Consider the following 14,824-nt stretch of genomic DNA (forward strand, 5'->3'; position numbering starts at 1 on the left):
TCATAAGTAAATTTCTTGATGCAATATGAATATTCTAATAATTTATTATTATATTATAAAGCACATTGATATTATTTATTATAATACATATGAAATTTAAATTTAAAAAGTTTAATATTCTTATTATAATATACATCTTAAACTATATATATAAAATATATATCATTAAATGCAATATTCCAATCTATCTTTTATTATTATTTTAAAAATAATCTTAATAAATTTTAATTAGATTTTTTGGTTAAAATATAAAAAAAATACAATAATCACATTATTTGTATAATATCTTTAAAGATCTCTATCAAATATTTAATCACCTTAATTGATTTAAGAAAAATAATAGTACCACTATAGATAAAGTTTTATAAATTAATACAAAAACATAATATTAACAAATTTTGATAACAATATAGTTATTCTTGAAATATGATTATACTTTTAGATTTAGGAAACACTAGAATAAAAATTGGATGGATTGTTAAAAACAATAAAAAAATATATCGTGAAAAAGAAGTTATTATATTTAATAATAACGATTATTTATCTATAAGAAAATGGATATTTTCCTTAACAAAAAAACCTACACATATATTTGGCTCCAATGTTGCAGGTAATGCTATTGGTAAAATTATTAATAATGAATTTAAAAAAATTGGTTGTAATATTCATTGGTTAGTTCCTAGTTATAAAAAATATAAATTGCTAAATAAATATTTAACACCATCACAGTTAGGAACAGATAGATGGTGTAGTATGTTGGGCATAGTAAATAAATTATCAGTACCTCATCCACCTTTATTGATAATAAGTTTTGGAACAGCAACTACAATAGATAGTATTGATGCTATTAATAATTTTATTGGAGGATTAATTATACCTGGTATAAATACAATGAAAATAAGTTTAAATAAGGCAACTAATTTACCTATTATTTGTCAATCTAATATTCTCAATTTTCCTAAAAATACAAATCAAGCTATCAGTTCTGGAATAATTTTTTCACATTCAGGTACTATAATTAGGCAATGGATAAATATGATAGAGCAGTTTCATGAACCACCTACTATATATGTTACTGGTGGTCTATGGCCAGAAATTAAAAAAGAATTAATTACTCAATTTAAAATTATTAATAAATTATTTAATAAAAACATTAAAATTATTTATAAAGAAAGAGCTGTGCTAGATGGGTTATATATCATTGCAGAGAAATATATATAAATAATGATTTATATGATTTTATCAATTTAAATATTTTTTAGTAGCTTTGACATTTAATTTGTGTGACTTATTTTTTATTAAATGTGAATATTTTGCATAATTTAATATTATATCAGCTAAATAAATGACATAAAAAACATGCAATATTGCAATTTTTGCTAGGTATTTAGTTATACTATATTCTCCGTAGTGTAAATTTTTTATAAAAATTTTACTAATTTTATTTAAATTTACACTTAATTATATAAAATTAATAATAAAAATACCTTCTTCAGAAGGTATTTTTATTCTCAATTTTTATTATGTAATTAAGTGCAAAATCTATATATTTTTAGATATATTAATATGTAAATCTATAAGCTGTTCTTTTTCAACTTCTGATGGTGCTTGTGTTAATAAACATTGAGCTCTTTGTGTTTTAGGAAATGCTATGACTTCTCTTATTGATTCTGCATTTACCATAATAGATACTAATCTATCCAAACCAAATGCTATACCTCCATGTGGTGGAGCACCATATTTTAATGCTTCTAGTAAAAAACCAAATTTATAATGAGCTTCTTCATTACTAATACCTAATATATTGAATATTTTTCTTTGCATTTCTTCATGATGAATACGTATAGAGCCACCTCCAATTTCCCAACCATTAATAACTAGATCATAAGATTTAGATAAAATACTATCTGGTTTAATATCTCTTAATTCATCTATACTCTGTTTAGGACTAGTAAAAGGGTGATGTATTGATGTATATTTATTTTTGTTTTCATCAAATTCAAACATAGGAAAATCAATTACCCAAAGAGGACAAAATTGATCTTTGAAAATATTATTTCTTTTACTAAAATCACTAATACCTATTTTTAATCTTAATGCACCCATATAAGAGTTTACAATACTTTCTTTATCAGCACCAAAAAATACTATATCATTATTTTTAGCATCAATTTTTGTAAAAATTTGATTTAATTCTTCAATTGAGAGATTTTTTACTATAGGAGACTGAAGACCTTCATAGCCCTTTTTAATATCGTTAATTTTAATATAAGCTAAACCTTTAGCTCCATAAGACATCACATAATTAGTATAAAATTCAATTTCTTTTCTTGAAAAAATAGCCCCTTGTGGAACTTTCAAAGCAACTACTTTACCATTGTTTAATGCTATATCTGAAAAAATTTTTAATGATGATGTCTTTGTGATTTCTGTAATATTTATTAATTCAAGATTAATTCTTAAATCAGGTTTATCAGTACCATATTTATCTATAGACTCTTTCCATGTAATAGTAGGAAATTTATTAGGTAAATTTACATTAATAATAGTTTTGAAAATATGAATAATCATATTTTCAAATAAATTACGTATTTCTTCTTCATTAATAAATGACATTTCACAATCGATCTGTGTAAATTCAGGCTGTCTATCTGCTCTAAGATCTTCATCTCTAAAACATTTTACTATCTGATAATATCTATCAAATCCTGAAATCATCAAAAGTTGTTTAAATAATTGAGGTGATTGTGGTAATGCATAAAAATTACCTATATTTATTCTAGATGGAATTAAATAATCTCTAGCACCTTCAGGCGTGCTCTTTGTCAAAAAAGGGGTTTCTATATCTATGAAATTTAGTTTATCTAAAAATTTGCGAATTTCCATAGTAACTTGATATCTCGTTCTTAAATTTTTTTGCATCTTACTACTACGTAAATCAAGATATCTATATGATAAACGTGTATTTTCTAATATATTATTATCGTCTATATTAAAAGGAGGTGTTATAGAAACATTTAGTATATTTAATTCATGGCATAATATTTCAACTTCACCTGATTCAATTTCCTTATTATAAGATTCAATTGGCCTTAAATTTACTATACCTAATACATTTATGCAATATTCATTTCGTAATTGAGATGCTTTTTGAAAAATGAATTTATTTTCAGGAGAAAAAACAAGTTGTACAATACCTGTATGATCTCGTAAATCTATAAAAATTACTCCACCATGATCACGACGACGATTTACCCAACCACATAAAGAAACATTTTTTCCTATGTGACTAGTACGAATAAGACCATTATAAAATGTACGCATCAAAAAATCCCTTATTAATTTATTTCATATAAAAATACATTGTAGATAGAAGTTTCTACTAGATTATCAGATTTAAAATTTATTTGGTATAACTGTACCCATTGATATTATGTATTTTAATGCTTGATCAACGTTAATATTAACATCTATAACATCACTACTTTTTACCATAACAAAAAAACCAGAAGTTGGATTAGGAGTTGTTGGAATATATACGTTAATATATTTATTATTATTCAAAAATTTAGATATATTTTCTGATGTATTACCAGTTAAAAAAGCTAAAACCCAATATTGACTCTTTGGAGGATATTCCAATAAAATCACTTTTCTAAATGCCTGACTATTAGGAGATAAAATAGCATTACTTATTTGTTTAGTAGTACTATATATACTATTAACTAATGGTATATAACTTAATATCTTATCAAAATAAAAATATAAATTTTTAAAAATTAAATTTGTTTTTAATAATCCTGTCAAATATATTATAGTTAATAAAATCATTATTTTAAATCCAGGAATATAAAATCCTATAACATTTGTAGAAGAGATAAAATATGTGATTTTATCTTCTACTATGCTAATTAATATATTGATTATCCAAATTGTTATACATATAGGAATCCAAACTAATAAACCTTTAATTAAATTTTTTTTAAAAAACATACTATACCTAAAATATTTTTACACTAAAAAATAATATATTAAAAACATAAATTTTTATGTAATTTCATTATTAATACATCAAATATATCTAAATAAATAAATTTATTATATAAATATTTATTATATTTTTAAAAAACATCTGATAGAATAAAATATTGTATATTTCAAATATTAATAATATAAATATTTAAATATATATAAATTAAATTTTCATTAAACTAATTTCAACATTATTTTTTTCTTATATTATTATATATGGCAAATTATACAATATCAGAAAGAGCTAAAAATTTAACAAGCTCAGCTATTCGTGAAATATTAAAGGTCACAGAAAAACAAGAAATTATATCATTTGCAGGTGGATTACCATCACCACATGGTTTCCCTGTAGATGAGTTAAAATATGCTTTTAATAAAGTTTTATCAGAAGAAGGTAAAATAGCATTACAATATGGTACTACAGAAGGATATTCAAAATTAAGAGAATGGATTGTAAATCATTTTAATAATTCTGGTTCAAATATTAGTATTGATAATGTAATGATTGTATCAGGATCACAACAAGCTTTAGATTTGTTAGGTAAAACATTAATTGATGAAAACAGTGATATTTTAGTAGAAAGTCCTACATATTTAGGTGCATTGCAATCTTTAAGTCTATATAATCCAAATTTTATTACTATAGAAACGGATGAAGGTGGTTTGATACCAGAAAGAATTTCTTCATCCATTACAAATAATACTCGTTTTTTATATGCTTTGCCAAATTTTCAAAATCCAACTGGCAGAACATTAAGTTTATCTAGAAGAATAAAATTGATTGAATTTGCTAGTGACTTAAAATTATCTATTATAGAAGATGATCCCTATGGAGAACTAAGATATTCAGGAAAAGATATACCTAGTTTATTAACTTTATCTAAAAATACAAATGCTAACATTATAAGATTAGGTTCTTTTTCTAAAATATTAGCTCCAGGATTACGTATAGGATATATCATCGCAGACAAAGATTTAATTAAAAAATTAGTACAAGCAAAACAAGCCACTGATTTACATACATCTACAATTACACAAATGGTTGTTTATGAAACTATAAAAAACGGTTTCTTAAAAAGACATTTACCTAAAATTAGAGAAACATACAAAAAACAGGGATTATGTATGTTAGATACTATGGAAAAATCATTTCCAAAATCTGTGAATTGGACTAGACCTGAAGGTGGCATGTTTTTATGGGTAACATTGCCTAAAAATATAAATAGTAATGAATTATTAATAAAAGCAATAGAAAATAATATTGCTTTTGTTCCTGGAAATTCTTTTTATGCTAAAAATCCTGAATATAATAATATGAGACTAAGTTTTGCAACTGTATCAGAAGAAAAAATTCAAAAAGGTATCAATATATTAGGAAATATAATAAAAAATTATTTAAATATATAAATTATGTAAATATATAATTAATAAAAGTATTATTTTTTTATCTTCTATATTATGAACAAATTAAAAATAAATACTTTAGGTAAATATATACAATTATGTAGACTAGATAATCCAATAGGAATATGGCTAGCATTGTTACCTTGTATTGCATCACTGATTCAAGCTAGTGATGGTATTCCAAATTTAAATAGATTGTTTATATTTTCTTTAGGTGCAATTATGTTAAGAAGTATTGGTTGTACCATTAATGATATATTTGATAGAAATTTTGATTGTAATGTAGAACGTACAAAAAATAGACCTATAGCTAATAGTACTATAAGTGTAATAAATGCTATTTATTTTTTAATACTTCAATGTATATTTTGTATACCTTTGATATTTTTTATTAATAAAAATTGTCTTTTATTATCTATATTATTAATACCATTAATAATATTTTATCCTTTATGTAAAAGAATTACATATTGGCCTCAATTGATTCTTGGAATTTGTTTTAATTTTGGAATATTGATGGCTTGGATAGATACTAGAAACAATTTATCACTTTCAGCAATTTTTATGTGGTTAGGATCTATATTTTGGCAAATAGGATATGATACTATATATGCTTATTCAGATATTAAAGATGACCTAAAAATAGGAATAAAATCTACAGCTATTTTATTTAAAGAATCAGGCAAAAAATATATAAGTATTTTTTATATATTAACTATAATCATGTGGACTATAAATGGAATATTGTTATCCTATAATAGATTGTATTTTTTAGGAATATTAATTATATCTATACACTTTATATGGCAAGTTTTTTCTTTTAATATAAATTTAACGTTTAATGATGATAAATATAAAAATATAAAAATATTTCGTTCTAATTTACTCATAGGAGTAATTGTTACTATAGTAAGTTATTTAGGATTATTTTAATTTTTTATAAAACAATGTTCATTTTTTGGAAATTTATTTTTTCTAACATCTTCTGAAAAGTTAAAAATTGCTTCTTTAATTTTTATACTTAAATTTTCATATTTTTGTACAAATTTAGGATTAAAATCCATATTTAATCCTAAAATATCAGCAGCTACAAGTACCTGTCCATCACAATAAGGAGATGCTCCTATACCTATTACAGGTATTTTCAATTGTTCTGCTATACGTCTACTTATATTTTCAAAAGTGCATTCTACTATTAGTGCAATAGCACCTGAATTTTCTAATTCCAAAGCATCTTGAAAAATTTTATCTTCTTCATATTGATTATTACCTTGACATTTGAAACCGCCATAACTATTAAAATATTGAGGCATTAAACCAATATGACCAAATACTGGTATACCACGCTCAGTTAGAAATTGTATAGTTTTCGACATCTCTATACCTCCTTCTAATTTAACAGCATTAGCACCTGTTAAAGATATTATTTTAGATGCAGATTCAAAAGCTTGAGATTTAGATGATTGATATGACCCAAAAGGTAAATCTACAACTACAAATGCTTTCTTTGAGCTATTAACTACAGCTTTACCATGATTTATCATCATATCTAATGTAACTGATAAAGTATTATCGTACCCATACAATATCATACCAAGAGAATCTCCTACTAATATTACATCAACATAATCATCTATTAATTTTGCCATTATAGCTGTATATGATGATACAGCTACTAATCTTCTAATGCCTTTAGAATTTTTTATAAAATCTTTATTTTTTCTTATTTTTAAATTCATTATAGAATAATTTTATGTTAAAAAGGAATATCATCATCCATATCTAAAATACCCATATCACTACTACTGGATAATGATTTATTCAATGGCTTGTTAATTTTATTATTTTTAGATTCATTGAAATTGCTATTGTCTTCTCGACTACCTAACATTTGCATATTTTCTGCAATTATTTCTGTACTATACCTATCAATACCACTTTCTTTATCTTGCCATTTACGTGTTTTTAATCTTCCTTCTATATATACAGATTTTCCTTTTTTTAGGAACTCTCCAGCTATTTCTGCTAATCTATTATACATAACGATTCTATGCCATTCAGTTTCTTCTTTACGTTCACCGCTTGATTTATCTTTCCACTGATAAGTAGTTGCAATAGAAATATTACATATAGACATTCCGTCTGGACTATATCTAAGTTCTGGATCACGACCTAAATTTCCTAATAATATTACTTTATTAACTGATGCCATCTTTACCTCAATGTGGAAATATAAATAAATTTATGTAAATATTAATATTATACCAAATAATTTTTATTAGAACACAATATATATATTAAAATATATATATATATTAGGAAAGATAATGGACATAATTGATATACATGAAGTTTGTACAAATAATCTAAAAAATGTTAGCATCAAAATACCTAAAAATAAATTCATAGTAATTACTGGAGTATCTGGATCAGGGAAATCATCACTAGCATTTAATACAATATATGCAGAAAGTCAAAGAAGATATATAGAAAGTATTTCATTATATGCAAGAAAATTTTTAAAATTACTAACGAACCCAAAATATTTATCTATAAAAGGACTATCTCCTGCAATAGCAGTTGAACAAAATGGTTTTTTCAAAAATTCTAGATCAACAGTATCTACTATAACAGAAATTAAAGAATACCTAAAATTACTATATTCTAAGATAGGCATATTGATATGTATGAAACATAACATATCATTGTCAATATTTAATGTAGAACAAATTACTAATAATATATTGACAATGCCATATGATAGAAAAATAGCTATAATAGCCCCATTTGCAAAAAACATTAATATAAATGATTTATATATTCATTGTAATGATTTTATTGCTAAAGGGTTTATGCGCTTTATGATAAATGGTGTAATTATTGATGATCTTAATATATTAAAAAAAAGTTATGATAAAGATATAAAATCTCAAAAATTTAGTTTAGAAATTGTTATAGATAGATTATATAATAAATATGAAAATAAGCAACGTATCGCAGAAAGTATAGAAATTGCAATTAATATTTCAAAAAATATTGTTAAAGTGTTCGATCTTGATTCACAAGAAGAAATTGTATTTACTACACAATATATGTGTCCTAAATGTCAATTAAATTTACCAATCATAAAATCAAAAATATTTAGTACATGTATTAAATGTTATGGATCAGGTTTTATTAAAAAATTTAATCCAAATTTATTAATATCATCTGAAGATTTAAGTATTGCAAATGGGGCTATAAAAGTATGGGATATGAACAATGTATTTATTAAAGATTTAATAAATAGTTTAGCTAAACATTATAGTTTTAATATTCATAGTAAATATAAAGATATTCCTGATCATATTAAAAATAAAATTTTTTGGGGCTCAAAGAATGAAAAAATATCTTTTACATATACAGATATTAATGGGCATCAATACATGGAATATAAATCATATGAAGGATTAATACCAAATTTACAAAGACAAGTATTAGAAGGTAATAATATTTACTTAGAAAAATTTTATGAAAACCAAAAATGTCACAATTGCAATTCTCATCAATTTAAATCATTAAATTTAGATGTATTTATATTTTCTAATAACCAAAAATTTAGTATTAATACAGTAGAAAATCTTTCTATAGAAGAACTTCTAGAATGGTGTAAATGGATTAATATTAATCCATCTCAAAAACAAATTGTAGATACTATTACATTAAAAATTATTAATAAATTATCTATGCTTATTAATATGGGTTTAGGATATTTATCATTAAATAGACCAATGAATACCTTATCTTTAGGAGAACAACAACGCATAAAATTAACAAATCAAATGTCCATAGGTCTAAGTGGTATTACATATATTTTAGATGAACCATCTATTGGTTTACATAAACAAGATATAGATAAATTAATATCTGGAATACAATATTTAAAAAGTCTTGGAAATACTATTATAGTAATAGAATATGATAAAGATATAATTATGCATGCAGATTGGATAATAGAAATGGGCCCTGGAGCTGGTGTAAATGGAGGAAATATTTTAGCAAATGGTACTTATAATGAAATTATCAAAAATCCAGCATCTATTATTAAAAAATATATAAATACTTCTTTAAAAAAAAATAGAAAATCAAAAATAATAAATAAAAAAACACAAAATCTAATACTATTAAATGCTACAGGTAATAATTTAAAAGATATTGATATTAAGATTCCTATAGGTTATTTAACATGTGTTACAGGAATATCTGGATCTGGTAAATCATCATTAATTATAGACACATTATCTAATGCTATATCAAATATTATTTATAATACTTCGAAAAAATCTCTACATTATTCTCAATTACATGGTGTAGAATTTTTTAATCATATTATTGTAATTAATCAAGAAAATATAGGAAAAAATGCAAATAGTAATGTTATTACTTATATTGGGATATTTGATATCGTTAGAAATTTATTTGCAAATACAAATGAATCTCGTAAAAGAGGTTATAAAAGTAGTAGATTTAGTTTCAATTTACAAGGTGGTAGGTGTGAATTTTGTACTGGACATGGTAAGTTAAAAATAAAAATGGATTTTTTAGCAGATATTTATCAAATTTGTGATTACTGTAATGGTAATAGATTTAATAAAGAAACTTTAGAAATTAAATATAAAGGGTTAAATATAAGTGAAATACTAAATTTAACTATATCAGAATCTATAGAAATTTTTAAAAATATACCTGAAATTTTTGTAAAAATTTCTATAATGCATGAAATTGGTTTATCACATATAAAATTAGGGCAAGATATAAATTTTTTATCTATGGGAGAACTACATAGACTTAAACTAACTATAGGTTTCACAAAATATCACATAAATGAAAATGGTAAAAATTTATATGTTATAGATGAACCAACTATTGGATTGCATTTTCAAGATATAGAAAAATTAATTAACATATTTGAGAAATTAATTAATTTAGGCCATACAATAGTTATAATTGAAAATAATATTTCAATTATAACTGTTTCAGATTGGATAATAGAATTAGGACCTGGTGCGAATACAGAAGGAGGTTATATTATGTTTCAAGGTGTTTTTAAAGAACTAAAAAAATCACAAAGTGATACTGCAAAATATATATCTAAATAGTACTAGTAATTAAAATTGTGTTTATAATATCTTTATTAGATACACTTTTTATAATGGAACTTCCAATTTCTGGTAATAAAACAAAATTTATTTCACCATTTGTATTTTTTTTGTCAACTTTCATTGCATGTAACCATTTTTCTATATCTATTTTTGGCGCTAATATAGGGCAATTAATATTTTTAATCATAGATCTAATACGTTCTACGTCTGATCTTTTTAAATTTAAAATATTAGATGATAATTCTGCTGCTTGTATCATTCCACAAGCTACTGCTTCACCATGCAACCATTTACCATATCCTAAAACAGATTCTATAGCATGTCCAAAAGTATGTCCAAAATTTAAAATTGCTCTTAAATTATTTTCTTTTTCATCCTTGCTTACAACAAAAGATTTTAATTCACAAGATCTTTTTATAGCATATATTAAATGATTTTGATCTAAATTTATTAAATTTTTTATATGATTTTCACACCATTCCCAAAAATTTTTATCTATAATTAATCCATATTTAATCATTTCTGCTAAACCAGCTGAAATTTCTCTTTTTGGCAAGGTATTTAAAACATCTATATCTATTTCTACAGAAATAGGTTGATAAAAAGAACCTATCATATTTTTTCCTAAAATATGATTAACAGCAGTTTTACCACCAACAGAAGAGTCTATTTGTGCCAATAAAGTTGTTGGTATTTGTATAAATCTAATTCCTCTCATATATACTGAAGCTGCAAATCCTGTAATATCTCCAATAACTCCACCGCCAAAAGCAATTAATAAAGATTTACGGTCAAAATTATTTTTTAATAAATTATCAAATATAATATTCAATGTATGTAAATTTTTATACTCTTCACCTTCAGGCAAACATATTTCGATAATAGGTTTATGAATACTTTTTAAAGAAGATTTAATAATATCTATATACATAGAACTTATAGTATTATTAGTAATAATAGCTATACTTGTTGTATCTATTGGGATAGATTCATTTATGTGTTTTAATCTGCCACTGCTTATATTTATGTTATAACAACTACTTTTAGTGTTTACTTTCACAATATTCATTTTATCCTCTTATGTTCGTATAATAATATCAATAATGAATTGATAATATTTTCAATAGAATTTATAGATGTATCAATTACTAAATCAGCAGTTTTTAAATATAAAGGTTCTCGCAATTTCAACATTTTTTCAATCGTAATATAAGGATCTTTAGTAGATAATAATGGCCTATTATTATCTTTATAAGTTCTTTTAAATAATTCATTTATATTAGTTTTAAAATAAACGACAATTCCACTTTTCATTAATGATATACGATTTTTTTCTGATAAAATTATTCCACCACCAGTAGCTATAATTGTATTTTTACAATTTAAACATTCATTTAAAACACAAGATTCTTGTTCTCTAAATCCAACCTCTCCTACAATTTCAAATATTGTAGGTATATTTAAACCAGACTTTAGTTCAATTAAATGATCTAAATCTAAAAATTTTCTATTTAAATTTTTTGCTAAATGTTTTCCTATAGTTGTTTTACCAGATCCCATCATACCAATAAGAAATATTGGATCATTATATGATAATTTTTGAATATTTTTATAATTATTACAATTCAAGATTAATTTTCCTTATTTCCTATATTAAAATATGAACTATTCATATGTATTTAATAAGTTTCAAAATAATAAATGTAATAAAATGTTACACTTAATAAATTATTACCTATATAAGATATCTTAAGATTACACAATGCGAAATATAAATGAATATAAAAATAAAAACTTGTATGAAAAAAATAACAAAAAATTTTTTTCTTTAATACTAAAATTATTAGTATTTTTTATAGGATTAATATTTTGTGCTATATCATTACTTAGTATTGCTATAACTATGACATGGTCAAAACTACCAAATTTAAATGCCTTAACTGATTATAAACCAAGATTGCCGTTAAGAATTTATACTGCTGATCATATTTTATTAGGAGAATTTGGTGAAGAACGTCGTAATTTATTAAAATATAATGAAATACCAGATATTATGAAATTAGCAGTGCTTGCAGCTGAAGATGATCGTTTTTACAGTCATAAAGGTATTGATTGGTTTGGAGTAATTAGAGCTGGTTTAGCTAATATTAGTCATATGGCTAAAATCCAAGGAGCTAGCACAATTACTATGCAAGTTGCAAGAAATTTCTATTTGTCATCTGAAAAAACATATTCTAGGAAATTTTATGAATTTATGTTGACATTTAAAATTGAATCAGAATTAACTAAAGATCAAATTTTAGAATTGTATATGAATCAAATATATTTAGGTCACCGTTCATACGGCTTTGCTGCAGCTGCAATTACTTATTTTGGCAAATCAATAAATGAAATTAATGTAGCTGAAGCTGCCTTATTAGCAGGGATACCAAAAGCACCATCAATATTTAATCCTTTTTCCAATTATAAACGATCTACTAATAGACAAAAATATATTTTAGGAAGAATGTTATTATTAAATTACATAAACAAAGATGAATATAATAATGCTCTACAAGAAAAAATTTGTTTAAAAGATAGTAAATACTATACAGATGATCAAAGTTCTTTTTATAATAAAGATTTATTACATGGAGAATATGCAGCAGAGTTAGTTAGGCAACTATTATTTAATATATATAAAAACGATTTATATTCAAGTGGCATAAATGTATATACTACTATTAAATCTAAAGATCAAATTGCTGCTTATAAAGCAGTTAGGGATGGGGTTATTTCTTATACAAAAAAATTAACATATTTAGGTGAAGAAGATTATATAGACTTACCAGTAAATATTGAATCTGATATAAAAAATTTTCAGCAACTTATTTCAAAAAAATTTCAAAATTTAGTTGAATTGGATGGTATTATCCCAGCTATTATTTTATATGTATCTGATCAAAAAATTATATTAACAAAAAATGGGAAAGATAGAATAAATATAAATGATCAATCAAATATAAGTTATATTAAAAATTGTATAATAAATAAAAGTATTAGAAGAGGATCTATAGTATATATATATAGAAATATATTAAATAATTGGGAGATTATAAATTTTCCTAAAGTACAAGCAGCTCTAGTATCTATGTCTCCTAATAATGGTGCCATATTTTCATTAGTAGGTGGTTTCGATTTTTATTTATCTAAATTCAATCATGTCACACAAGCTTGGAGACAAGCTGGATCGAGTATTAAACCATTTATCTATGCTGCGGCTTTAGAAAAAGGTGTAAAGCCATCAACTAGAATATCTGATCAACCATTTATTATGACTGCAGAAGAAACAGGTTCTAAAGCTTGGAATCCAAAAAATTATGGTAATAAATATGAAGATAAGGTTACAATGCGACAAAGCTTATATAAGTCTAAGAATATGGCATCTATTAGAATATTAGAATTTATAGGTCCAGAATTTGCAAAAGAATATTTAGCTAAATTCGGTTTTGATAAAAATAAACATCCTGCTCTTTTACCGTTAGCATTAGGTGCTGGTTCTGTTACTCCATTGCAGCTAGTAAATGCATTTTCTATATTTGCAAATGGAGGGTATCTTGTTTCTCCTTATTTAATAGATAAAGTAACAGATAATGATGGTAATATATTAATGCAATGTCAACCCATAAAAGCTGGAGATAATGATATACTTAGCATAGATAAAAGAGTAGCTTATATAATGGACGATATGTTAAAAGGAGTCGCTACTAAAGGTACAGCTCGTAAAACTAATATTGAATTAAAAAGACATGATATAGCAGGCAAGACTGGTACAACAAATAATTCATTTGATGCATGGTTTGCAGGTTATAATCAAAGCATATCAGCCACTACTTGGGTAGGATTTGATAACTTAGTTTCACTTGGAGATAAGGAAACTGGTGGTGCTATTGCTATGCCAATTTGGATTAATTATATGAAAGAAGCTTTGAAAGGAGTTCCTGAAGATCATATAAGAGAGGTACCAGAAGGAATAGAACTAGATGAAGATGGAGACTTTTTTCTACCAGAAATACCTACAGTTAATGAAATTAATGATAAATCTACATCTAATAATGATACAGAAATTTTAAGTAGTTTTTTAGATAATTTTACAAAATTAGAATAACTATTATTGTTATAATAATGATAATATATGGAAAGTAGATTATTTAACTATTATTTTTATGGATAATGTTATGCTGAAGAATATTTATATAATCTATATT

The 14,824-nt window shown here is 23.8% G+C and carries 11 protein-coding genes; 5 read left to right on the plus strand and 6 right to left on the minus strand.

Annotated features, from left to right (window positions below; all coding sequences use genetic code 11):
* The first annotated feature begins 426 nt into the window (after positions 1–426).
* On the plus strand, positions 427–1,221 hold the full coding sequence (locus tag CKSOR_RS03280; RefSeq protein WP_108674148.1) for a type III pantothenate kinase: 795 nt from the start codon (positions 427–429) through the stop codon (positions 1,219–1,221).
* 321 nt (positions 1,222–1,542) lie between these two features.
* Here the strand turns inward: CKSOR_RS03280 and aspS are convergent, their stop codons facing one another.
* Both aspS and CKSOR_RS03290 read right to left on the minus strand, forming a co-directional pair.
* Positions 1,543–3,324 (minus strand): aspartate--tRNA ligase, encoded by a 1,782-nt coding sequence (gene aspS / locus CKSOR_RS03285; protein WP_108674149.1) that lies wholly within the window; start codon positions 3,322–3,324, stop codon positions 1,543–1,545.
* Between the two features lie 72 nt (positions 3,325–3,396).
* On the minus strand, positions 3,397–3,993 hold the full coding sequence (locus tag CKSOR_RS03290; protein WP_108674150.1) for a DUF502 domain-containing protein: 597 nt from the start codon (positions 3,991–3,993) through the stop codon (positions 3,397–3,399).
* 255 nt (positions 3,994–4,248) lie between these two features.
* Here CKSOR_RS03290 and CKSOR_RS03295 point away from each other — a divergent pair, with 255 nt between their 5' ends.
* Both CKSOR_RS03295 and ubiA read left to right on the plus strand, forming a co-directional pair.
* Positions 4,249–5,439: an aminotransferase-like domain-containing protein gene (locus CKSOR_RS03295; protein ID WP_108674151.1), complete on the plus strand. Its 1,191-nt coding sequence runs from the start codon at positions 4,249–4,251 to the stop codon at positions 5,437–5,439.
* Between the two features lie 51 nt (positions 5,440–5,490).
* Positions 5,491–6,369 carry a 4-hydroxybenzoate octaprenyltransferase gene (gene ubiA / locus CKSOR_RS03300; protein ID WP_108674152.1) on the plus strand — a complete coding sequence of 293 codons (879 nt, stop codon included), beginning with the start codon at positions 5,491–5,493 and terminating at the stop codon, positions 6,367–6,369.
* Here the strand turns inward: ubiA and panB are convergent.
* Both panB and ssb read right to left on the minus strand, forming a co-directional pair.
* Positions 6,366–7,175, minus strand: coding sequence for a 3-methyl-2-oxobutanoate hydroxymethyltransferase (gene panB, locus CKSOR_RS03305; protein ID WP_108674153.1), 810 nt, complete (start codon positions 7,173–7,175; stop codon positions 6,366–6,368). The two genes, ubiA and panB, sit on opposite strands and share 4 nt — an antisense overlap.
* A 17-nt stretch (positions 7,176–7,192) precedes the next feature.
* Positions 7,193–7,648 carry a single-stranded DNA-binding protein gene (ssb, locus tag CKSOR_RS03310; RefSeq protein ID WP_108674154.1) on the minus strand — a complete coding sequence of 152 codons (456 nt, stop codon included), beginning with the start codon at positions 7,646–7,648 and terminating at the stop codon, positions 7,193–7,195.
* Positions 7,649–7,763: 115 nt separating this feature from the next.
* Here ssb and uvrA point away from each other — a divergent pair, with 115 nt between their 5' ends.
* Positions 7,764–10,574, plus strand: coding sequence for an excinuclease ABC subunit UvrA (uvrA, locus tag CKSOR_RS03315; RefSeq protein WP_108674155.1), 2,811 nt, complete (start codon positions 7,764–7,766; stop codon positions 10,572–10,574).
* On the opposite strand, the gene aroB is transcribed toward uvrA, so the two are convergent.
* On the minus strand, positions 10,567–11,646 hold the full coding sequence (gene aroB / locus CKSOR_RS03320; protein ID WP_108674156.1) for a 3-dehydroquinate synthase: 1,080 nt from the start codon (positions 11,644–11,646) through the stop codon (positions 10,567–10,569). The two genes, uvrA and aroB, sit on opposite strands and share 8 nt — an antisense overlap.
* Positions 11,643–12,206, minus strand: a complete 564-nt coding sequence (locus tag CKSOR_RS03325; protein ID WP_108674157.1) for a shikimate kinase — start codon at positions 12,204–12,206, stop codon at positions 11,643–11,645. The genes aroB and CKSOR_RS03325 overlap by 4 nt, the downstream gene beginning before the upstream one ends.
* A gap of 133 nt (positions 12,207–12,339) precedes the next feature.
* Here CKSOR_RS03325 and CKSOR_RS03330 point away from each other — a divergent pair, with 133 nt between their 5' ends.
* On the plus strand, positions 12,340–14,724 hold the full coding sequence (locus CKSOR_RS03330) for a penicillin-binding protein 1A (protein WP_108674158.1): 2,385 nt from the start codon (positions 12,340–12,342) through the stop codon (positions 14,722–14,724).
* The last annotated feature ends 100 nt before the right edge of the window (positions 14,725–14,824 follow it).

Source organism: Candidatus Kinetoplastibacterium sorsogonicusi, assembly GCF_003072465.1.
Lineage (GTDB): Bacteria > Pseudomonadota > Gammaproteobacteria > Burkholderiales > Burkholderiaceae_B > Kinetoplastidibacterium > Kinetoplastidibacterium kentomonadis.

What these genes read in the sequence shown, in the direction of transcription:
- CKSOR_RS03295 (WP_108674151.1), top strand. Translation starts at nt 4,249, where the DNA reads ATGGCAAATTATACAATATCAGAAAGAGCTAAAAATTTAACAAGCTCA.
- aspS (WP_108674149.1), bottom strand. Translation starts at nt 3,324, where the DNA reads ATGCGTACATTTTATAATGGTCTTATTCGTACTAGTCACATAGGAAAA.
- ssb (WP_108674154.1), bottom strand. Translation starts at nt 7,648, where the DNA reads ATGGCATCAGTTAATAAAGTAATATTATTAGGAAATTTAGGTCGTGAT.
- aroB (WP_108674156.1), bottom strand. Translation starts at nt 11,646, where the DNA reads ATGAATATTGTGAAAGTAAACACTAAAAGTAGTTGTTATAACATAAAT.
- panB (WP_108674153.1), bottom strand. Translation starts at nt 7,175, where the DNA reads ATGAATTTAAAAATAAGAAAAAATAAAGATTTTATAAAAAATTCTAAA.
- uvrA (WP_108674155.1), top strand. Translation starts at nt 7,764, where the DNA reads ATGGACATAATTGATATACATGAAGTTTGTACAAATAATCTAAAAAAT.
- ubiA (WP_108674152.1), top strand. Translation starts at nt 5,491, where the DNA reads ATGAACAAATTAAAAATAAATACTTTAGGTAAATATATACAATTATGT.
- CKSOR_RS03290 (WP_108674150.1), bottom strand. Translation starts at nt 3,993, where the DNA reads ATGTTTTTTAAAAAAAATTTAATTAAAGGTTTATTAGTTTGGATTCCT.
- CKSOR_RS03280 (WP_108674148.1), top strand. Translation starts at nt 427, where the DNA reads ATGATTATACTTTTAGATTTAGGAAACACTAGAATAAAAATTGGATGG.
- CKSOR_RS03330 (WP_108674158.1), top strand. Translation starts at nt 12,340, where the DNA reads ATGCGAAATATAAATGAATATAAAAATAAAAACTTGTATGAAAAAAAT.